Here is a 22,967-nt window from a genome sequence, read left to right as displayed (position 1 = left end):
CATCCAGGCGGGCATAACTTTCCTCTATGTTTGCGCTGTGTACATGATATTCGGTTGGATGTTATTTGGTTTCGCTATAATGCGGCTCACTCAAGAATGAAGAACTCTTGAACAACGAATACACTCGAGAAATTCGTAGAGGGGGGAAGATCTGATTAAAGTTCTCTTGAGGAAATTTGAATTGGCGCTATGCCACAAACACGACCCTGGCACCCCTTATTTACCAAGCGGGACATTGACCTTTTTCTTTACAACTTCAACGGCTTGAAACGCTCGGTCTTTCGTGCCAAGATTGGATTCGTCCTCGACCGCTTGTACAAACTCCTCGGGACCGTGAATGGGGGCATAGGTCAACGTCACAATGACATCCATAGATGGAGCATTGGACGGGGTTGGAAAGATAAAGGTTTCTATTCGTTTTTCTTCTGGCTTGAGCAAGGTATCGTTCAACACTTTCACGGCTTCGAAGTCTAAAACCGTCTTCTTTCCATTCTTATCTCCATACACCCGTTCATAATAACGTTGATCACTATGAACTTTTCGTAAATTTTTACCAAGCACTGTTAAATCAACAACCACTCGGTACCACCCAGGATGCGGCATCGGAAGATTATGCGGAACAAGACTTTGAATCGTGACATCGACCGTTGAGGTTTCCCCTTGCACATTCGTCGTAAAATCTAGCTCGATGGCTTTAGCTCGAACTTTCCCAAACCTTCCGGGAAAACTATGATTGGCAATTTTTCGATTTCGCTCGCCATTCGCCGATTCACCAAACGCTCCTGGCATATGACATGACTGGCAGGTTTTTCCACTCTTTTCGGCTTTTGATTCTTTCCAGTTCCCCATCCAATCTGGCAATGATCCCATCGTGGCCCCCTTGGGCAATGAGTCATGACATGTAACGCAAAATGCTGAACTCTGGTAGAGCTCGGAGTGCTCCGATTCATGGGCTAGATTCTCGGCTGGATTTTTATACCCACCGAAAACTGTTTTTTCTAACTGATACGTCGGAAGCGGGGGATGCACTTCTGAATCAATATCTTTAATGAGATGACATTGCGCACATCCCACCCCATCGATTTGCGGATCTTTTGTCTTCACTTCATCAATAAACATGTTTGACTGATGTTTGTATTCTAATATATGCGGCGCATGACAGCGCAGACACATTGACGCCTCTTTTTTAGGTCCTGACGATAAGAAACGATCTAAGGTCACACGAAAGGCTGAGCTGACAATTGAACGAGATTGTGCAGATGCCTCCCATTCTTCAAACACTCGTATATGGCAGCGCTTGCACTTTTGAGAATGCGGAAAGGCTTTTTCCAAGGGTTTGGCAGCCTTATCAGTATCAGCTGCCCTAACGAGCGCAGGTGACCCATCCATCCACAACACACACGCACTTAGAACACACAGAAAGAATCCTAGCTGTATAATGTTCCTCGTCATAAATATCCCCTGGATAAATTTTCCGTCAGGCAAGCAAGAAGAGCATTTATAAAGTCATCGTGCGAAACGTGAGTAATCGAGTTGAAGAGTAATCGGTAATAACCTTTTCTGCGGCTTGTCGTTCCTTGTCATTTGGCAGTGACTGCAGGTAACGATCCTTGAGTGATGAAGAGGGCTCGGGTATGAGGGCATAACTCAAGCTGGCTTCAAGCAATATAGATTTCTGCCCTTCTGGCAGCTTCAGCGAAAACGGTACCCGCCTGGTGATCCCACCATTCACCAGCGGTTGTGGAATCGGCCCTCGAAGTAATTCCTCAAACGTTCGGCCATATTGCTCTTGCTTTTCAGCAAGAATATTTCCCTTCTCATCTTTAGCCGTCACCTTCACAAAAAATTGCTTTAGAACAGGGTCCCCCCCAGGAAACATGTGCGGCAGGCTTCCGTTTCTGACTAACACTGTCCCTTCCACCATGCCGTCATTTTTGTCAGCTTCAATGTCTACTCGCGGAAACCATTCGGCTTGAAGGTTTCGATTGCTCAGCATAATGCCAGGGATGACAATACCTTGAAACCAATGACGACCAATCGGCCTTGTTAACGATCCACGTTTGGAGGTTGAACTTCCCGTCGATCGTTCCATATGACAATCTTGGCAGATGGTTCCTTTGAGAATTTCCCCTGGAAGATCGGCGCGTGTGACATCTTTCACTTTACTAAAATGACAAGCGGCGCAAAATTTCGCTTCTTTGTAAATGTCCGCTTGCTGTGACGAGTGAACAAGATTTTCCTCAGGTTTTTCATATGGACCAAAAAATGATTCCCCAGGCTTGATCTTAAACGTCGGATACGCGTTTTTATTTTCTTGAATATCATGAATCAAGTGACACGACGAACAGCTAATCCCTTCGACTGTCACCGCTTTTCCTCCAGCCATGACCTGATCAATAATTCGATCGGCATGCTGTGGAAACACCGTCACAGATGGAGCATGACAGGCTAAACACTGGGTGCGTTCCTCTTGCGTAGGTTCCGTTTGTAACCACAGGCCAAGAACCGTTTTAAATACATGAGACTTCAGCGCCGTGCCATGCAGTAACGCACCATCAACCCGTCCAAACGTCTTGAGGTCAGGAGTCTGCTCACGCATTCCCTTCCATTCTTCATAGTGACGATCATGACATTGCTTGCACTGTTCAGAAGGAACAAATACTTTCGATATTTCTTTAACCCATGAAGTGTCGTCTGTTTCACCCGGCGCGTCTTTCGCTGAAGCCACATGCCCGACACCATCATTCCAGAGAAGGCACAGTCCCAATAGAAGACTAACTCCAATTATCAGGCTTCGCCTTTTCGTTCTCAGTGATCGCATAGGATACATACCAACAATCAATCCTGTTTAATACGAACAAAATGAAAGTTCAGACCGCCAGTCACGCCCTGGTCAGCTGGGTCGGATGGCTCGTACGTTGCCACGGTAAAATTTTGAATGGGAAGCGTGGCTTCAAGCGCAACCCCTAAATCGATGAGCGTTTTGATTTCAAATCGATCAACCTCTTTTATAATGGCCTTCACCTTTACGCCAGCTAAATCCGCCGGGGTCCCACCAATGACGGCAAAAACGACAACGCCTTCCGCACGCGTTAAACCAAGAAATTCTTGAATTTCTTCGTCAACTTCCCCAACATCCACACCAAATTGTTCAGCCAGCTCTAAGGCCCGTTCTTCCGTCATTTCCCCATTCGAGGATTGCGCGTAGACGTGAGAAGATTTCTGAAAACCACCGACAAGAGAACAGATGAAAATCAAACAAATGATATGTTTCATAGTGTTAATTCGTCATGCATCGAATAGCGTCAATATTGACGCAAAGGGGTAAGGTCGTTACTCACCGTATCCCATCGCACAACAGTGCCTGGGATGTCTCAAGATTGCTCAATGGGGTCAAGTAGAAGTTGCATCCATGATGCCACGGCTTTTTGGCCATTGCGTTCTTTATTTTCCCCGTTCCATACAGCAAAAGCGACAGCTTGTAACCGTCCCGCTTGCAATAATGCCTCATTTTCCAAATCATCCCCAGTAGCTGTAAGTGGCCGCTTCATAACCACACGCCAGAATCCACGCTTCCATTCGGCCTGTCCCTTGATCCGTCCTTGCTGCTTTTTGCTGGTTAAGGTGCTGAACCCTCCACCAATCAAGTCTTCAACTGACGAAGGTCGACGAGGAATGACTTCAAATCGACGAATGCCACCACGTTTTCTCCCCTTTTTCTTTGTCCGCGCAGCCCGTCGGTCGACATCACTCTGCCAGTCAGCCTTCCAATGCCAAATATTCAGGTAGTGATCGAGTTGTCCCATACAAAAAAAGGCTGGAGCATTACCCAAGGGGAGCGCAATGGCCGCGCCATCTCGAAAGACTCCAGGAGTCAGCCGTTCGTTCTTTGTGGCATCTTGCCACTCCAACAGAAAAGCCACTTCTTTCCCGTTATGCATTGAGCGAATAGATAAGGCCGTCGCGCTTGGCTCTGGCCATACAGGGCGGGTAATGACTTGTCCACTTAAAGGAACTGGAAGGGCCGCAATGGTTTCCCAAGCCGGGTCACTGGGATGAGAGGGAGTTTCGCCTGACGTAAAGTGCGACCGGATGACGATTCCATGAGAACTGACCGTCGTGACTTGAAACCATGTTAATACTATAGCCGCTGTAACAACCAACGCTCCGACAAACACAAGCCGTCGAGAGACACGCCTTAGCCCAGGTTTATTGAAATGCGCGAGATCTTGCTCACCCGATAGTGTAGCCATTTCCACCCTTACCGTAAGTTCAGTACGCAATGACTATCGACGACGCCGACCGATATACGATCAAGCAATCTTCAGACGACGAATCTTATTTTCATTCCGCTCACAGATGTAGAGTAGACCTTGAGAGTCTAACGCGAGACCAGCCGGTGCATTGACGACCGCTTCGACGGCTAATCGGCCATCTCCATGTTTGAGCATCGTGGCGTCTTCTTTGGCGACAAATCGAGCAGCCCCACACCCTCCCATATTTTTGTCATCATATCCGCTATCACCATTTCCCGCGATTGTGGTGATGATCCCGGTCGTGGCATCAACCTTTCTCACCCGATGATTCATCGAGTCAGCAATATACACATTCCCATCGTCGTCAGCCACAGCCCCTTCCGGGACATTGAGCATAGACTTCGTACCAAGCTTATCATCACCATCGTATCCAAATCGGCAGACCCCGGCTATCGTGGAAACGATGCCTGTGGCTCGATCCATTCTCCGAATGCGATTAGTTCCCTTATCAGTAATTAAGAGATCACCATTTTTAAATACGTCCAAACTCACCAGATCATAAAACCGACATTCCGTTGCCGGCTTTCCATCATCCAAGTAGGGAGACATATCCAGCCCATCCGAACATTGAGGACGGAGCCAACCCTGGTCATCGCTAAAGTCGATACCAATGGCATCACCGGAAAGCACAATAAGGTTTTGCGCCGTTAAAGGGCTCACCCGCTCATCATCTTCATTGGTCCAAGATCCAGCAATCGTCGTGAGAAGGCCTGTTCGCGGATCATATTTGCGAATACGATGCGCTTGCGTATCAGCAATGTATAAGTTGTCATCCTGATCAAATGCGATTGAGGCTGGATAGGTTAAGTTGACCTCCAACGCAGGCCCATCTCCATTAAAGCCCCATTGCCCTGTGCCGACCACAGTCGTAATAATCCCGGTCTCCCGGTCAACCTTGCGAATGCGACTACTTCCCGAATCACAGATATAAATATTATTTTCAGAATCACATGCGACATCCAACGGTAAGTAGAGGCCGGCTTCTCCGCAAGGTCCGTAATCCCCGCTGTAACAGGTTTCTCCATTGCCAGAAAAATTATGAAGGCGTCCAGATTCCAGATCCACCCGTCGGACACGATCAGACCCACATTCTGCAACATACAAATATCGTTCTTCTCGATCCAGCGTGACATGATTCGGAAGAGGAATGCCGGCCTTCAGAGCACGCTTGCCATCCCCTGTACTTCGAGACTTCCCATTACCAGCAAATGTCTCAATGACGCCCACTTCAACTAGCGTTTCAGTACTCATCGTCTACACCTCATACTCACACGACTATCAAGTAAAATATTCAAGATCTTTACAATAACCTATTCACAATCACCATTGTGCGTCTCCACCTACTAGGCCTTCGATGCCGAAACAGTTTCGGTGTTCGGAGCATTATCCATGGCAGCAACTGTTGATGGTGCCGGAGGAGCAGAAGGGGCAGCTGTTGCAACAGGTTCTTGCTGCGGGATCTGGGCAGGTGCCGGGGCTTCTGTTGCTGCGTGCTGGGAGGCCTCTTGCGCTTCTGCATCCATCGCCTCAACCTCATGAATGGACTTTTTAAAGCCTTTTATTGCTTTCCCGACCCCTTCTCCTAATTGTGGCAACTTTCCTGCACCAAAAATTATTAAGACGATGGTCAATATTAAAATTAACTCTGTAAACCCAATGCTTCCAAACATAATGACGCTCCTCTCTGCAGCAATGAATTTTTATTCGGATGATGGAGCCTTTCCCTGTTCACGGGTGCGTTTGGAAAAACGCTCCTTTAATCGTTTTCTGGTCTCTTCGGCTTGTTCGAACATTTGACACTTTTCATAGGTATTGATCAGATTGTAGTAGGCTAACGGTTCATCTGGATTATTCTGGACCGCTTCCTCCATGACATGCATTGCCATATCGGGTTTCTTTAAATTGAGGGCCATTTCCATGAGCTTATAACTACATTCCAGATGCTGCGGATCAAATTCTAGGACTTTCATATAAGCCTGCAACGCCATATCAAGTGTATTAAGATCAGAAACCTGAGGGTTATCTAACTGTTCATAGACACTTGCCAAATTATACCATGCGATAGGATCTTCCGGCGTCAATTCAATGAGCCGTTCAAAGTAGTCCTTGGCCTCTCGATATTTCCCCTTTTCACTATTCAACCGTCCCAGATTAAACAAGGCCAAGACATCGTATTTATTCAGTTCAAGTGCTCGCTCAAATTGACTGGATGCATCATCAGCCATCCCCTTGGTCCCATAGATTGTACCAAGATTTGAATAATACATAGCTAAAGAGCGGTCCATCTCTATCTTAAGTCCCTCAGCCATTTCGATGGATTTTTTGACTTCAGTTAAGGCCTCATCCAAGCGCCCTTTATTAAAGTACAGTTCGCCAAGCCGACACCGTGCTTGAAAATCATCAGGCTCCTCTGTGAGGAGTTTTTCGATTTCAAGAATTTCTTCGTCCGGATTTAGCGGTTGATCGTCTAAGCTATCCTCAGGCGCCAGCTCTTCTGTTTGGGTGAGCGTATTCTGTTCTTCCATAGTTTCTGCTCTCTCTTATGGTGTCTGCCCATAGACGGGCGTCACAGGTTGATAAACCATTTTTTCGTGAATTTTCCCTCGAAGTTTCCCTAAGGTCCCGCGCTTATCTATCGTTAACAATAGTAACCCCAGCATCACCATCAGGGTCAAATGCGACAGTTGCAAGGCATACCCTGCCATAAACATGAGCCCTAACCCATAACCGGCCAATCGCCCAATCATCACTAATTTGATGACCGTATACGACCAACAAATAAAGCCAGCCATGTAAAAAGCAAAGGGAAGGTAGAACGTGTAGCCCATCCCCATCTGAAAGATCCACCCAACGCCTTCTCCAGCTTTTCGTACATCTTCAGCCGCTTCAAGGCTATAGAGCGAAATAAAATAATCCATAAAGAGTAGGAGGAAAAAGATAATCCCTCCGCTTACCAGTAGCGTCAAACCCCATTTTCGTTGTTGCTTGTTCTTTGTCAGAAACGAAGTACTGCCATAGGCCCAGAACACCAGAATACTGGATACCACCATCAGGGCCTCGCCTAATCGATTGATTTCATGGACGAGCGGTGGAGCAGTGACGAGACCAAGCAACCCATAACTTGTTGTGAGGGTTTGATAGTAAATCCACCCACAGATGCCAAAGAAAAAACACCCGATCGCGATACGCTGCATGAGCAACTTATTCGTTGCGAGATATTCCAGCATAAGAAACACGAGCAGTAACAATGAAATGACGTTATAGACAACCGAGCCCAGCATCGCTGGAGGGAAAAGCAGATATGCAATTGTCACGATGACAAGAAGGCAGAATAATGGAATCACGACCTTGTCATAGGTCCCTTTCCAGAGGGTAGACTTCATCTTGTGATAGACCAAAATGAAGATGAGGAGGAATGCCAATATTGAAGTGACATTCAACAGCATAAACCCTAATGACGACAGTCCGGTAAAGGCAATTCGAACGGCTTCATATTTTTCAGCAATTTTACTGATGTGCATTCCCAGACGGGAGACCAGTCGATAGAGCACCAATTCCATGAAAGCGGCGATGAGAAGACATTTCAAAGAGTACTCAAAGAGAACCCCTTGCTCATTCGCCTTTTCAGATAGAGTTGAGGAGGCGTCCATAACCAATCCATTCATCGTCGTGTGACAGGTTCGTGAAAAGTACAGCCTTCATTTCGTTATGACCAACTCTATGCTTCATCCCACAACGCAAAACTCAGGCCTCACGATACACCTGTATGTTCAAGAACCTTTTGTTTGTTTCGCCTAGCGATGTAGAGCAAACCGTCTCCCATGGAGTAATTGAAAGGGAGCTCGCACACAACTTCACTAATTTTTTCATAGACATGCTGATAGATTTTCTCGCACTGCTCAGGCGTCATGCCTTCTTTGACTTCATAAAAGAATCCTAAGCTCAAATCTTCCGCGGCAGGACGCATGATACGTTGAATGCCATATCCTCCAGGATCATTCATGATCGGCGCTTCTTTTTCCAAGTCGAATAAACACGGCTGACAGGAGAAGCCGTATGAGGAATTCAGGGCATGATTGTTCACGATAAAGTTCATCGTTTCGAGAGCTTCTTCTTCGGTTTCCGTCGGGAATCCCACAATGACATAACAATGCACCGCAATACCCAAGTCGACACAGTCTGCGCAAATACGATCGACACTCGCTTGTGTGATGCCCTTCACCATAAAGTCCATCATTCTCGCATTGTAGGTCTCCAGCCCGAAGACAATCTTTTGACAACCCGCGTCTTTCATCAACGCAAGTAATTCCCGAGAAAGGTTTTTCTCAAAACGAAGCTCTGCCGTCCACTGTAAATCGAGGCCGCGATTGATCATTTCCTTACAGAGACGCCGCGTTGGTGATAACGCTAAACATTCATCGGTAAAGAAAAAGTATGGCGTTTCATAGGTCTTGGCGAGCGATTCAAGCTCATCAACAACTTTGATGGGATCTTTTTGACGAAAGTTTTGATGATCAAGCGTTAATGCACAAAATGCACAATCTTTATAGTAACAACCACGAGAGAATTGCACCGGCAGCACAGTATGAGGAGCAAGATATTTATCTAAAGGGAATCCATCGTAATTAGGAGCACTATGTTGGGCTAAATTCTCTGAATAAAACGGTTGATTCACCGTAATCTTCCCATCTTGACGATAAATAAGGTTGGGAACTTTACGAAAATCTTTTTGGCCTTCAAGCTGGTTGATTAATTCCAAAAAGGCTGTTTCACCTTCAAAGACAATAAAGTCATCCGTGACTTCAAACAAACGTTCACAGCGACGTAAATTATCAACCAACCGCGTAAAAATACTTCCGCCAACCGTGACATGGATATCTGGATTGGCTTCCTTAATAAGGCGGCAAAGGGTCAAGCCAGGAATGATTTGCGAAGTCGCGGTAATGGAGACACCAATCAGTCCAGGTGCCTCTTCTATAATCGAAGACAAAAAATAGTTTCGGTATAAATCAATATATGGGTTTTGCGTTTCATCACAAATCGCTTTCATGATATCTCGTGATGAATAAATCGAGTACGACAATTGGTTATCAACAACCGTAATGCGAGTTGGAAAGTATAAGGATGAAACAACTTCCAACCATCGATCAATTAAGAAGAGACATTCACGGTAACGATCTAAATCAAAAAACTCGTCACTTCGAAGCGAATCTTTTGCTGGTTCAATTTGATCAATGAGATACGGGAAACGATCCAACGCCTCAAGGACTCTTGCGTAATGCTCTTTACTGCCATACCCTTCATCCCCAGACATTGAATGTTCTAATTGTTTTCCCAAATCTATAAGTTTTTGATACACCTCTAACCCATAGGTCTTCGTCAGAATAGTATCGAGAATTTCGATATTCAAATCCCGTTGGGACTTATCTGAAATCCCTGCTTGATCTAAAAATGCACTTAAACAAGGAAGACTTAAGTACGGTTGAGACGGATGCCAGCTCGGTGGGAAGAGTAGTGAAATTTTCACAATACTTTCTCCAAATCTAAACGCATACGTTGAAAATTCTTTTCTATAGATAAAGACTTACGCCCAATTTTCTTATACATGTCACACATAGGCCAATGCAACTCATCGCCTCACACTTCCACAAAATTTCAAGCCCTACATTACCATAGAGTGCAACCGGAAAGGTAATTGAAAAGACATAGAATAGGGCATCCCGAAACTGTTCATTCCGCATACAGTCTCATTGCGTCTAAGGTCTACAAAATTTCCCAATAAGTCCTAAGAAGTATTTGCTGAATCCGATCTCTAGCCAATTACCTAACGTCACAGAAGTCCTAGACCACGAATGCTCAGGCCTCTAATACCTAGAGACCCAGGCCTACCAGCTATTCAAATCATCATTAGCCACTTCAAAAAACCATAGGTATCTGTAATGTGACGATAATTCTTAAAGAACGTCGAAGTACAGAATGAAGGAGGATGCTTGCACCATCTTATCCTACTAAACTATCAACGTGCACTCTATCACCCTCTGAATTCACCTATACGAATGAAAAAACCTCAGGCAACTTACACAAGTGTGCAAGTCACCTGAGGTCTATTTTCAAAAGCCAGCGGAGTATTCATAAGCCATAAAGACTCATGAGTATCCAATTAGGCTCTTATGGCATCTTCGCCGTAAACCAGGTGGAAATACCCTTCATGCCGTTACGTTCGACATTCGAGCCATCCCACACTGCGAAGGCGATTGGTAAACTCGACCCGGCTTTGAACTGTACATCGTTCGGGTCATTCGTCGTCAGGCTCCGCTTCATGACTACCCGCCAGGTCGGCCCGGAACAGCAACCCCCCTTTAAGGCACCATACGGTTCCCACAGCCCATTACCGACCACATCCTGAGAGGCTTGCGTCGTCAATGTGCTAAACCCATTCGCATTCAAGTCTTCCACGGAACTCTTCCGCAGATTGGGGTCCGACATGATGTTGCCCGACCAGATACCCGGATTGAATGGCCCTAAGCTCCGACCAATGCGGTCAGGATAGGTGACACCGCCAGCCGGCTCTTCATAGTAGAAATCCCAGGCAATGGAGGGATACTGTTGATCCACATCCCACATTCCGGCGACTCCTGCTCCCATGTCTCGTTGCCACTCGGCATTCCACCGCCAAATGTTCACCGTGCCGCCCGATTGTCCCATACATTGGAACGGAGGCGCCCCGGAGGTTTGAACGGGGAATTGTACGGCCACTTGATCCCGAAAATCTTGAGGGCCAATGGTCGTATTGTTCAAGGTTTGATCGCCCCAGTTTGCCCAAATACCGATCTCTTTGCCGTTGCTGGCCATCTTGACCATCACGGTTTTGACCGAAATGTTGGGGTGCATGGGGGTGGTAATGGTTTGCCCACTCAATGGGACCACAATCCCGGGAACTGATTCCCAGACCGGGTTGGCGGCATCCATTGGAATGGGGCCTTTGATCGCCCCGACCGGAATCGTCACGGGTTGGGATACTGCTAAGGGAATTTGCCCTAGCGTCAATAATCCACCCACCACGACGGCCGAGAGAAGAACGCCAAACACGAACCGTTTGTTACGCGTCTGCACCACTCTCATAATGACGCATCCTCCTTTGATAAAAGATTAAAATCGAAAGGACTGCTCACTAACAAAATCCTAAAAACCATAGAACTGTACACTACTCCTTTTCTGAATCGCCCACACCTTTTGTTTCTTTATCAAGATAGGATTGAGCCCCAACCTCATTCATTAAGAGATCAAGCTCATTACCCTGATCCTGAGCCCCACATTCAAATGATTGTCCTTCAGGACTTGTGTAATTTGCCGGACGATAGTCCGTTTCAGAATACGGCTGAGGACTCACAGCTAAATACTTCACCTCAAAATCTACCCAATCAGAAGTAAAGTCAGCTAATGATTTATAAAACCCAAAATCGGCTTTTCTTTTTAACATTCCAGAAAATAAAGGCACCCAGCGACCAACATGCTCTTTCACAAATCGCTTCTCTGCCTCTACAACAGTCCTTAGCTTTTCTGGACCGTCATGAATCAGCGCATAAGACTCTTTATATGCAAGGTAGTGAAGAAATTCAAGTTCCACACTTAAATGATCGATTCGTTCATGAATGTCACTGGAAAGCTGAAGACCAAAGGCACTGTAGAAACCAGCGATGTCTCCCATCGTATAGGACTGACCAAAAACATGGTCATTTCCAAAGAGTGTCTCGTATGGAGGACAGTCCAATGAAATTACGTTGCTAAATACACGACGGTGATCATCCCTAAGGTCCTGTAAGTTCCAATTTGAACCTTCAGAGTTCACCCATTCCTCAATAGCATCAAGGTGACGAGATATTGCCAGAAGGCTTTCTCTCGACTCAGGATCATCTTTCTCTAAGGATGTATTCAGATTCTCTAATGCAGCTCTGCCATCTTCAACAAACTCTCCGCTCTGTAGATACTCCAAGAACTCGTCATCTTCAGGGAAGAGATAGCTCCATGACAAGAGAAGATAGAGTTTACTTCGGGCGAGAGCTCGCTCTACAGATGGGGCATCTTTGGGGGAAATTTTCACAGCAGAAGCAACAGCCGTTCCATTTGCGCCATTACTATGTTCTTTTGTAAGTCCCATATTAATTCACCATTACCATTTCATTTGCCCAACGTGGCCAAATAGACATTGACTTGTTCTTGTATAGCATTTGACCGATAAAAGGCAAAGCATAGGCTATAATTTTCCCATGTAGAGGGACATGATGATAGGATAACTGGCAATCGAAGTCAAGCGGAAATTCGCCTTCTTGACAGCTCAGTACTCCCAACATTCAAACCCCCATCGTTACACGTGATAATCATTTTCAACAATCATATGACACGTAAACACCTACCGACTCCGACCCATAAAAGAGACACTCTCTTCCTCCTTTCGCGATAAGCCCAGTTAACACAAAAGCATTCGAGTTGGTACGACTCGTATAGCCACTCGATCGTTGACCGCCTTGCAAACCTGCTGACAGAGACCGCAACCAACACAGCGATCATCGAGAACAGAAATTTGAAATAAAGAAAAGTTCATATCAATAGCCTGCTGAGGGCACTTAGACACACAGGCATTACAACCATGGGCTGCCGTACATTCTTGATGCGACAACTTTGCGAGTCCCATCTCCACGTCCTCTACCTGTAAAACAGGTAACAAGGCCTCGGTCTCACATACCTCAATACAGGGGAAATCTTCACATAGCTGACACGGATGCTCTTCGGGAAGAATCACAGGAGTCTGGTCTATTCGATGATTTCGAATCGCATCAAACGGACACGCCTCCACACAATCACCACATTTCGTACACCGTTCAAGAAAATCATCCTCGGCAACAGCACCTGGCGGACGCAACCAGTCCGTCCGCTCCGTAACGGTTGGAACTTTTGGGGCCTCAACTGGCGCATCACTATGCTTGATATATTCCTGAACGGTCACGCCAAGCGACACAACCGATTGCCGGATAAAGTTCCGACGTCCTAAAGACACGCCATCGGACGACGGTTGCTCTTGAGAAGATTCAGACATTGCACTCAACACCCTGCCTCACACCGCACAACATATTAACAGAACACCAACTCGGTAACGAATTTCAACCCCTGAGCCGGAAGTATTTATGAGACACCGGCAGCACGCAGCTTATAGACTTCAAAGCACCGATCGCAGGCTCCATAGTCCATTTCCCAACCTGGGTGATTATCCTGAATATACTCAAGCACAAATGGTTCCATTTTATCTTCGAGATCTTCAACCCAGGAATAGGTAGGAAAGCGGCACAGGGGGCATGGAAACCCTGGCATTAACAGTGGCTTGGTTGGAAGATCGAGGACTTCTCCCTCCTCCACGTCAACAGCCCGATCCATGACTCGAATGGTATCAGAGGCCATTTCAAGCAATTCGGCATGCGAAAGATGTTCCGTTTGCCATAATCCTTCAAACACTGCCTCAACCTGCCCAGGCAATATTTTCCGATACCATGTCCGAAATTCTCGAAACCGATATTCCTTGGAAAACATCGGTTCTCGACCCGAGCGGGTAATACGACTATCAACGTGCAAACTCCAAAGCACTCGGTATCGATTGAGAATGAGATGTTCTTCACCCGGATTGAACCCTACCTTGGTATCGGCATCATACCCAAAGGCCTCGTCCAACATATCTGAGATATGGGTTAACTCATGCCGGAGATACCGGTTAATGGCAGGATCATAGAACCGGCGGGGAATTAACTTGATTCCAACTCCCCTGAGCCCTTTCTCTTCAAATTGCTTTGCCAGTTTCTCTTCAACGGTTCCCCATTTTCGAAGAATATCGACCCCTTCTTGATCCTCTTTTAAGACGCCTCGAACCAGCACGATACCAATCTTAGCCTTGAGAGAAGGAAACTCGTTAAACGATTCCTCGAGAATATCGGCAAAGCCCCACTTTCCAAAGAGATGCTGATAAAGTTTCTTAAATTCTGGCTCCCGTTCGTCTAAGGAGAACTTCTCATAAATGGGATCCGCCATCTCATGAAACTCGTTATAATAGGTCGGGTCACCTTCACGTTCAGTTTTCTCCGAAAACGAGTCGATGACTTCCTGAAGAAGTGCTGGCTGAAAACGAGTTTCCATAATTCCTCCGTGGCCGAACGTAGATCGTAAATCGACAACCAATACATTAGTTGTCTCGTTCTATATGTAGTGACACATCGAACACCCCACCTTGACTCCCGAACAAAGTGGTGTTTAGTATCAAAAACGTCTAAGCAAGAGAGTACGTGTAAGATTATAGAAAGCGCTTCGCTGCAATGGCAAGGGAGACTCCCAAGTTAGCCATTTTAGCTTTATTCAATTTTGTTACCGACGAAGGAGTGAAATATGAGCAATCCCTCTAGTCCCGTAGCCCCCCTCAGCGCACCAGGTGGGGAGCCCGGCCTCGAAGCTGGCCAATTGGAGGAACTAAATTCACTTGAATATTGGCAAGGGGGAGTGAAAGAGCTCAAAACATTTCGAGGGCATACGCAAGGCGTATGGAGTGTGTCTTTTTCACCGGACGGACTCACGCTGGCCAGTGGTGGAAGCGATCGGTACGTGAGAATTTGGGACATTGAAACGGGCCGCCTGCTTCGATCACTCAGAGGTCACACGCACGATATTCGTCAAGTCGCCTATAGTCCCGATGGACTGACCCTGGCAACAGCAAGCGAAGACCGAACGATTCGACTGTGGAATCCCACGAGCGGGGAAACAACACGGTTGCTATTTACGCGTTACGATCACGGAGTCACCAGCATCTCTTTTTCTCCAGATGGTCTCATGCTAGCCAGAGCTGGTCAGAACAAAGACATTAAAATATGGGAAGTGACGACTGGCACAGAACTCATGACGTTACTTGGGAAAGATCAATACGACCATAACTGGTCAGTCTGTACGGCCTTTTCCCCTGACGGCGTACACTTAGTCGCCGGCACCGATATTGGCAAGCTTCGACTCTATGAGGTTCTTCCGAGTGGTGAAGAGAAATGCATCCACAATGGACACTGGAAAGACGACGAAGACCTAGATGAAACAGAAGTTCGAGGATACTTCGTTGAAGATATCGGTGGCTTTCAAAAGCCGATGGAATATTGGATTGGAGCCCTCACCTTTACTCCAGATGCGAAAACCTTGCTCTCAGGAAGTCGAGACCAGACGATTAAACTTTATGAAATGCCCACCATGCGAGAATTTCGAACATTACGTGGACACACGGGATGGGTACGATGCCTCATTGTGACGAAAGACGGAAAAGTCCTCATTAGCGCCAGTGATGACGGAACCGTAAAAATGTGGGACCTTCAAAGTGGGCGTGTGATTCGAACCCTCAAACCACACAAAGGTGCGATTCGAGGCATTGCCCTTTCGGCAGATGAACGATTTCTTGCCACAGCATCAACCGACCGAACCATTATGCTCTGGGAGGGAGGGGCGTAGCAGATCAATTGAAATTGTAAAGTGAAAAATTGAGGATAGAGGAATTAGACTTCACCGTTCTTCATTCTAAATTTCTATATTTACATTTTAACTTTTGCATTTTGATTTGAGCTTACGGCTTCGCTTCTTCTTGCGGTTCATCGGCATCTGAAATGTCGTACCGTTTACATTTTTCCCACAAGGCCTTTCGTGAAAGACCAAGTACCTTTGACGCCATGGTCTTACTCCAACCGGTCTGATTCAATATACCTACAATATGTGAACGTTCAAATCGCTCTCTAGCCGCAGCCAACGTCTCCCCTCCTCCATTCTGAGCCTTTCCAGTAGGATGAAGTTCTTGACAAAATCCACATCCAGCCTGCGGCTCACCAGAAATATAGGAACAGCGACTTTGCCCACAAAGATCCCAGGCTTGGATTTCATCGGAATGTTGTGCAAGGGCCACCGCTCGCTCAATCGTATTCTCTAGCTCCCGAACATTCCCCGGAAACGAATACCGCATCAAGACCTCTTGCGCCTGCCGAGAAAACCCTTTCGGTGACTGCTGTGTCCGCGCCGCTAATGATTGCAAGAGGTGCTCGGCAATCACAAAGACATCTTCTTTTCGTTCTCGCAAGGACGGAATCTGCACGGGAACCACATTCAAACGATAGTAGAGATCATCTCGAAACCGGCCCTGCTCGACCTCTCGCTTGAGATCCTTTTGCGTAGCACAGACTAAACGCACATCTACCTCAATAGTCTCATTCCCACCCACCCGCTCGAACTGACGCTCCTGCAATACCCGAAGCAATTTCACTTGAACAAGTGGGGAAATTTCTCCAATTTCATCAAGAAACAACGTGCCATGATGCGCCAGCTCAAATCGACCTCTCCGTTGCTTCAGGGCCCCGGTAAAGGCGCCTTTTTCATGTCCGAATAATTCGGCCTCAAGAAGCGTCTCAGGCAATGCCGCGCAACTCACCTTAATTAATGCATGCTTGGAACGAGGACTATTGCGATGAATGGCATTGGCAATCAACTCCTTCCCCGTTCCACTCTCACCAAACACCAAAACCGTCGCATCGGTTGCGGAGACGAGCTTCACTTTTTCTAAGACTTCCTGCATCCGTCGGTTTTTTCCGATAATACCTTCAAAACTAAACTTACTGTCCAACTCATTTCGAAGTTCACGGTTTTCTCTTTGCAGCACAACAACTTTACTCACCCGCTCCACCACAAGAAGCAGCTCATCCATCGAAAACGGCTTGGTAATGTAATCGTACGCCCCATGCTTCATCGCTTGCACAGCCGTATCCACCGACCCATGCGCCGTTATCAGGATCACTTCCGTACTCGAATGCTGATCCTTACATGCCTGCACAATCTCCAGGCCATCCGCGCCAGGAAGTCGAAGGTCGGTAATCACGACATCAAATCGAGCCGTTCGAACTTTCTCCAAGCCTTCAGTTCCTGTGGAGGCCTCTTGCACCTCATACCCAATCGCATGCAAGGCATCAACCATGGAGAGTCGCATCAACGGCTCATCATCAATAACCAAAATGGATCCGAGACTCATAAACCCACCGTGACTGGAGTGGTCGTACGAACAAGCGGCAGCCGCACCGTAAACGTAGTCCCTTTTCCGACTTCACTGTCCAACAACACTTCTCCTCCATGCCGTTCAACAATACCCAGGCTCACCGACAACCCTAAGCCCGTTCCTTCTCCGGTTCGTTTCGTTGTAAAAAATGGATCAAAAATCTTTGAACGAACGTCTGGCGCTATACCGCACCCCGTATCTTCTACATCAATTTCACACACACGATCGATCTGTCGAGTTCTCACCGTCACGGCCCCTCCTTCCTGCGTGGCTTGGCCAGCGTTTAAAATCAAATTGGTTAACACTTGTTCGATCATATGCGGATCCACCATAATCGAAGGCAACTCATAATCATACTGTTTCTTTAACACGATTCTCTTGGCAATCAACGTATGTTTCGTCAATGCCAAGACTCGATCCATAAGTGCATTGATTTCAGTCTCGACAAGTTCAGGTTGATATTGCTGAGAAAAGTCCAACAATTGCCGAACAATCTTTTGCACACGTTGAAGCCCATCTTCCATAAAATGCATGTATTCCTGCGCACGTGCCTCACTCAAGGTTCCCTTCCGAATGTTATACAGGCAATTCAAGATACCCCCGAGCGGGTTATTGATTTCGTGCGCCACCCCGGCCGCAAGTTTTCCAACCGACGCGAGCCGTTCGGCATTTTGGACTTGTTGTTCCAACGTTTTCCGTTCGGTGATATCTCGCGCAATCCCTAACATCCCTAACGATGCACCTTGTTGATCATAGAGTGGCGAGACGCTGACTAGAACCGAGCGATGCTCACCAGTCCGGCTCGCCATCTCCACTTCATACACCTGTTTCACCCCCACATCCAAGGTTTCTTTTAAATGACGCCCACGATAGCGCTTTGAAAGCACGGTCAAAAATGGACGACCAATCAACTCATCTTTTGTATAGCCCCATGATTCAATCATGCTGTTTACATAGGTAAAGCATTGATCTCGATCCAGGGTGTAGATCACATCGTTCGCATTTTCCAATAAACTTTCAATGTATTGTTTCGCCTGTTCAATTTCCCGTGTTCGTTCTTGTACCTTTTCCTCAAGCGCTTCACTATACCGATGGAGTTGGTCCTGTAGCCGCTTCCGTTCTGCAATATCTCGCAATTGCACCATCACCGATGAATGGGGACCCATATCGACACGAATGACATCAATTTCCACATAGCGATGCTGCTGCTTCGCATCATAGACCTCAATCTCTTGAGTCGGCACCTTGTGGGCGCCGCCTCTCATGCGCTGTAATAATTCAGCAATATCCTCGCGTTGCGCAGGCACGACACAATCCAAGAAAGAACGCCCCAGAAGCGCCTCATGGGCATGTCCTAACATATCACGCTCCCGTTCATTCACAGCTTCTATCAGTCCGTCTTTATTCACGACAAAAATCGAATCGGCAGCTAAATTAAAAATCGCTTTATAGCGGCCCTCGGACGCTGAGAGTTGCTGCGTGCGATCACTGACTTCTTGCTCCAATCCGATCGTGTATCGTTCAATTTCCCGCTGAAGCACTTTCCGCTCAGTAATATCGCGAACAAATCCCCGTGAGTACACGAGCGTACCCGTCTGCGCGTCCATCAGAGCCGTCGAATGAATCTCGACATCGATCGACTCCCGGGTTTTCGTCACAAAGACCGTTTCAATCATTTGATGATCTTGTTTACCCAACTCTTCAACATAGCGCTTCATCATCACTTGCTGATCTGCAGGAACGATGTCCCACAATGACATCCCGAGCATATCCTCAAGGGTATAGCCTAACTTGCGTAACTCGGTTTGATTCACATGAACGAACCGGCCTGACCCCTCAAGTTGATGAATCATTTCCGGCGAATTTTCAATAAGATCGCGATATTTCTCCTCTAGGCTGCCAATTTCTGCGACTTTTTGATTTAACTCCGTAAACGAATGTTGCAGATTACTGGCCATCCCATTAAAAGCATTGGCGAGCTGTTCAATCTCATCACCAGTCTTGATATTCAATTGATGCTCAAGGCTGCCGCTGCCAAGGCGTTGAACGCCTTCATGAAGCGACTGAATCGGTTTCACGATCCGACCAGCAACCAAAACACCCGTGATCCAAAGAATGACAAACACCGCGAGCCCATAGGAGGCAACTTTGATCACCAATTGCTCCAACGGCGCATACGTCTCTTCAGGATCTTGACGAACCAGCATATGCCATTGATGTCCACCAAAACTTTCAGGAACCAGAGGAATCCCCAGTCGGAGTGGCGCAAAACCCACAATGGAATTCTCCGACCCATGCGAATCTGGATTAGCCATGATCCAACCAGGTTCCTTAGTATTCATCGCCTGAACTAGTTGAGGCGGCGACCCATGCTCCTCTAACGATAACACTGGACACAACAGCGGCATGCCGTCCGCGGTCACCAACATGGCATGACCCGTCGCCCCTGCCGTCACTTCAGAAATTGACCGAAATAATGAATTCCGCCGAAGAAGGATACTGATGGCTCCCACTCGCTGCTGGCGCTGATCGTCCCAAATCGGGACCGCCACATTCAGCACATGTGTCCCGAATGAAGGATCAAAAAACAAATCACTCACAAACACTTGCCCCTGCTCTTGGTGAAACATGGCCTTCCACCAAGAACTTTTCCCATAAAAAAACTTGACCGGCGGAAAAGAACTCAACACTAACGCCCCACGATTATCCGTTACCAGAATAGCCAGATAGTCTGACTTCCGTATATCGTGCCATTGGATTAAATAATTGGTTGCATATTGATTGATAAAGAGCGGAAATTGATCTTGATGAGCCCGTTGACGCCACCGCTCCTGCCATTGCTGAATAAGCGCAGAGACCTCTTCAGGGTTTTTATCTTCATAACTCCGGTTCGAATCAGTCACCGCACTCGTGATGAACGGGAGCGTCGCCAGCTGTTGAGCCTCATTAATTCCTCGAGTAATCTGAGTTTCGACCTTCCGGGCTACCTCCACGGCCATACCTTTAAAATTAATGCCGGCCGCTTCACGCAAAGCGCGTTGCTCCTCGAAGTACGTAAGCAAAAGAGACAGGACAAGCGGAAGCAGACCCACCAGCACCATGGCCAGAATCGTCTTCCCTTTGAGACTGAGATGTGGGAGCAAGCGTTTCATTTACGTAACAGTCATACTAAGTCGGCGAACTCCTCTAAACACCTAAGATCATAGAATATTTTCTGTCTTCCATTCCATCGATGTCAAGGAACGGTAACATTCAAGATTGAGGTATTTTGGTAAAGCTTCGAAAGAACGATGGGATGGGATGGCATCGCAAGAATGAAACACATCTACAGTGGCGAATGACACAGAGAAACTGCCTTGAGGCGAGAAGCCACATGTAAATGCTTCACAGTGAATCCGACCGTCAGAGTCGAGGGGACCTACGAACCCAAGTCCTTATAAATGTGAAAATGTCCCAAACCATAGATGAAGATCAGAATATGGTTCAAAGCCCTGGCCTAGTGATGGAAAGACCAGACCCATTACGTGCTCCACTTCCGCCTGAATAAGGATATGGTGGTGCACTTCGTTTTAAATATGGAGATGATGCGAAGTGACGTTCCATCTCACGAATTCTTCTCAGTTCATCCATCATCTTGATTGCTCCCCAGCCTTCCTCATCCCCGACAGCCGTCATCGGGCATCCACCTTCATTTCATGGTTTCGATCGTGTCTGCCGAAGATTTTAATCGTCCGACCTTGAGACTGAGTCGAGACATTTCTCCAGCATGGTTCGTCTTGAAGATCAGGAGCCCTGGTAAAGAGGAAACTCGACGGGACATTGTCCCAATGCCTGAGATCGGGACGGAGAGCATACCGAAGCACATGGGGAGATTCCTGCATCACGGCCACGCCCCCTAATATGGATAACTGACACAATGCGCCATTGCCCTCTGCGGCCATATCGACAAAACAGCCCCCAACCATAATGCCCGCCCCCGCGGAAAAGGTGATGAGGCTATAAGCCACCCCGAAGGGCAATCTGAGCCAGCTCTGGGCATGTAACAAGGGATGATAGCCCTGATCATGGCGCAACGCGATTTTCTGAAACCAACTGTGGGTCGAAATGCGCACCCCGCTCTCGGAGAAACAGGCGGGAAGAAAGCTGTGTTGGGGAGTCACCGAAAAGTACCCTGTGGAGGAGTCCTGAAAGTCAATATTCCAATCAATGTCAGGAAAGCGCCCTATGGCATACACACTCCAATCTACAGAGTGGCCTTCCTTCCCATTCAACTGGCCCAGACGATGCGACGCAAAGGTCCGAACCGCCTCATCCTGGTCTTCTTGTCCTTGCAGACGGCTCCAATCGACCCACGCTTCAGACGGTTCATTAAGCATTTCCCAGAGGACGGCGCTAAAGAGCAGATTGATCGGATCGGCCCCGTAGTTATACAGCGGGGTGAAAATTTCATGGTCCAGCTTTCGCAATTCCACTTGAGAGGCTTCGAAATTGTGCTGGCGATAGTAGCTGATGGCCAGGAGCACACTCAGAAACCCACGTTCGTAACTTTCCAGGACGTAATCGATCAACGTCCCATCAGGCAAAAAGATGTTACTGGCTTCCTTAAGCACCCGAAACGTCTTGTATTTGTACGTATCTTGGGCCTGTGTGCCATACGTAATGACCGTGTCGTCACATCCGGCAGAGAAGGCCTGATAAATATCGCGGAGGGTAGTGATCCGATCTGGAAAACTGATATGCGTGGCGATTGCCTCACAGGACAAAGAGGGATCCAGGTGGGCATCCGGTGGACGAGGCAGTGCCGTGGCTTGGCAGCCAACCCACAGAAAGCCCCCGAGCAGAATAAGAAACACGACCATTCTCGACGTGGCATAGCTCTGGGAAAAGGACGCGCGCAAGCCAGGCCAAGCGGCCCACGACTTCCACCCCGCGCGTCGACACATCTTCACACACGCCTCATGCGGACGGTCACCAGTGCGAGTCGGCGCACCATGGAACACACGATCTGAGGTCCTATGGTCAAAACACGCATACAGTCTTATCGTGGGAGTCGTTCAACGGACCATCCGGTCTGTCCCGAATACGAAGCAAGTCAAGCCCCCATGCCTTCGTGGGACGTCCACTACACCAGCACTCTATCGCCTGTTCCCTCATGATCCAGTCCCCCATGATATGGATAGAGTATGGGTGATCAGTGCGAGAGAAGACAAGAGGACGGAGCGGGCTGAGGCTTAGGGGACAATTCCGAAAACCGATCGTTCGTGCGGCAATCGGCCGCCCTCTCTGCGGTCATCCCCGACAACGGTTCTCGAAAAACATTCTTGCCCTCTCGTCATTCCTACGTTCTGTACCAGGCATCCGTCTTTTGAGCCCTCGCACCAGCAGTGGTAATCGGAAATCCTGCACCCGTCAATCACAACATTGTTAGTCGGGAGTTTATCTATCCTACCTCCGCACCAAATCTACGGAATGCCCTCCTTCTCACCGACACAATGTCGTCAACAAAAATTCTGTACATTATTCGAAGGGTTGGGTAGCATGGTAAGAGA

Annotated in this window: 17 protein-coding genes; 1 reads left to right on the top strand and 16 read right to left on the bottom strand. The window is 47.5% G+C overall.

Annotated features, from left to right (window positions below; all coding sequences use genetic code 11):
• Nucleotides 1–216 precede the first annotated feature (216 nt).
• From ACWHX8_RS05130 to ACWHX8_RS05070, 13 genes are all read right to left on the bottom strand, one after another.
• A complete protein-coding gene (locus ACWHX8_RS05130) occupies nucleotides 217–1,452 on the bottom strand; it encodes a multiheme c-type cytochrome (protein ID WP_447970887.1) in 1,236 nt (411 codons plus the stop codon).
• Nucleotides 1,453–1,498: 46 nt separating this feature from the next.
• A complete protein-coding gene (locus ACWHX8_RS05125; protein ID WP_447970886.1) occupies nucleotides 1,499–2,728 on the bottom strand; it encodes a hypothetical protein in 1,230 nt (409 codons plus the stop codon).
• Nucleotides 2,729–2,838: 110 nt separating this feature from the next.
• Entirely contained in the window at nucleotides 2,839–3,276 is a 438-nt protein-coding gene (locus ACWHX8_RS05120) for a hypothetical protein (protein WP_447970885.1), read from the bottom strand.
• A gap of 98 nt (nucleotides 3,277–3,374) precedes the next feature.
• Nucleotides 3,375–4,253 carry an ethylbenzene dehydrogenase-related protein gene (locus ACWHX8_RS05115; RefSeq protein ID WP_447970884.1) on the bottom strand — a complete coding sequence of 293 codons (879 nt, stop codon included), beginning with the start codon at nucleotides 4,251–4,253 and terminating at the stop codon, nucleotides 3,375–3,377.
• Between the two features lie 60 nt (nucleotides 4,254–4,313).
• Nucleotides 4,314–5,567 (bottom strand): NHL domain-containing protein, encoded by a 1,254-nt coding sequence (locus ACWHX8_RS05110; RefSeq protein ID WP_447970883.1) that lies wholly within the window; start codon nucleotides 5,565–5,567, stop codon nucleotides 4,314–4,316.
• A gap of 92 nt (nucleotides 5,568–5,659) precedes the next feature.
• Complete coding sequence (gene tatA, locus ACWHX8_RS05105; protein WP_447970882.1) at nucleotides 5,660–5,986, bottom strand: twin-arginine translocase TatA/TatE family subunit; 327 nt, start codon at nucleotides 5,984–5,986, stop codon at nucleotides 5,660–5,662.
• 30 nt (nucleotides 5,987–6,016) lie between these two features.
• Nucleotides 6,017–6,841 (bottom strand): tetratricopeptide repeat protein, encoded by an 825-nt coding sequence (locus ACWHX8_RS05100; RefSeq protein ID WP_447970881.1) that lies wholly within the window; start codon nucleotides 6,839–6,841, stop codon nucleotides 6,017–6,019.
• 15 nt (nucleotides 6,842–6,856) lie between these two features.
• The gene (locus ACWHX8_RS05095) at nucleotides 6,857–7,966 is read right to left on the bottom strand and encodes a hypothetical protein (RefSeq protein ID WP_447970880.1); all 1,110 of its coding nucleotides are present in this window, start codon (nucleotides 7,964–7,966) and stop codon (nucleotides 6,857–6,859) included.
• A 101-nt stretch (nucleotides 7,967–8,067) separates the two neighbouring features.
• A complete protein-coding gene (locus ACWHX8_RS05090) occupies nucleotides 8,068–9,843 on the bottom strand; it encodes a B12-binding domain-containing radical SAM protein (RefSeq protein WP_447970879.1) in 1,776 nt (591 codons plus the stop codon).
• Nucleotides 9,844–10,484: 641 nt separating this feature from the next.
• Complete coding sequence (locus ACWHX8_RS05085; RefSeq protein ID WP_447970878.1) at nucleotides 10,485–11,438, bottom strand: ethylbenzene dehydrogenase-related protein; 954 nt, start codon at nucleotides 11,436–11,438, stop codon at nucleotides 10,485–10,487.
• Nucleotides 11,439–11,520: 82 nt separating this feature from the next.
• Complete coding sequence (locus tag ACWHX8_RS05080; RefSeq protein WP_447970877.1) at nucleotides 11,521–12,474, bottom strand: TorD/DmsD family molecular chaperone; 954 nt, start codon at nucleotides 12,472–12,474, stop codon at nucleotides 11,521–11,523.
• 309 nt (nucleotides 12,475–12,783) lie between these two features.
• Entirely contained in the window at nucleotides 12,784–13,410 is a 627-nt protein-coding gene (locus ACWHX8_RS05075) for a 4Fe-4S dicluster domain-containing protein (protein ID WP_447970876.1), read from the bottom strand.
• A gap of 86 nt (nucleotides 13,411–13,496) precedes the next feature.
• Nucleotides 13,497–14,495 carry a hypothetical protein gene (locus ACWHX8_RS05070; protein ID WP_447970875.1) on the bottom strand — a complete coding sequence of 333 codons (999 nt, stop codon included), beginning with the start codon at nucleotides 14,493–14,495 and terminating at the stop codon, nucleotides 13,497–13,499.
• Between the two features lie 246 nt (nucleotides 14,496–14,741).
• Here ACWHX8_RS05070 and ACWHX8_RS05065 point away from each other — a divergent pair, with 246 nt between their 5' ends.
• Nucleotides 14,742–15,836, top strand: coding sequence for a WD40 repeat domain-containing protein (locus tag ACWHX8_RS05065; protein WP_447970874.1), 1,095 nt, complete (start codon nucleotides 14,742–14,744; stop codon nucleotides 15,834–15,836).
• A gap of 112 nt (nucleotides 15,837–15,948) precedes the next feature.
• On the opposite strand, the gene ACWHX8_RS05060 is transcribed toward ACWHX8_RS05065, so the two are convergent.
• The 3 genes from ACWHX8_RS05060 to ACWHX8_RS05050 form a co-directional block, all read right to left on the bottom strand.
• Complete coding sequence (locus ACWHX8_RS05060; protein WP_447970873.1) at nucleotides 15,949–17,394, bottom strand: sigma-54-dependent transcriptional regulator; 1,446 nt, start codon at nucleotides 17,392–17,394, stop codon at nucleotides 15,949–15,951.
• A complete protein-coding gene (locus ACWHX8_RS05055) occupies nucleotides 17,391–20,570 on the bottom strand; it encodes a PAS domain S-box protein (protein ID WP_447970872.1) in 3,180 nt (1,059 codons plus the stop codon). Before ACWHX8_RS05055 ends, ACWHX8_RS05060 begins: the two co-directional genes overlap by 4 nt.
• A 519-nt stretch (nucleotides 20,571–21,089) precedes the next feature.
• The gene (locus tag ACWHX8_RS05050; RefSeq protein WP_447970871.1) at nucleotides 21,090–22,367 is read right to left on the bottom strand and encodes a hypothetical protein; all 1,278 of its coding nucleotides are present in this window, start codon (nucleotides 22,365–22,367) and stop codon (nucleotides 21,090–21,092) included.
• Nucleotides 22,368–22,967: the final 600 nt, after the last annotated feature.

The organism is Nitrospira sp. M1, from assembly GCF_965152605.1.
This window is presented reverse-complemented; position numbering and strand designations above follow the sequence as displayed.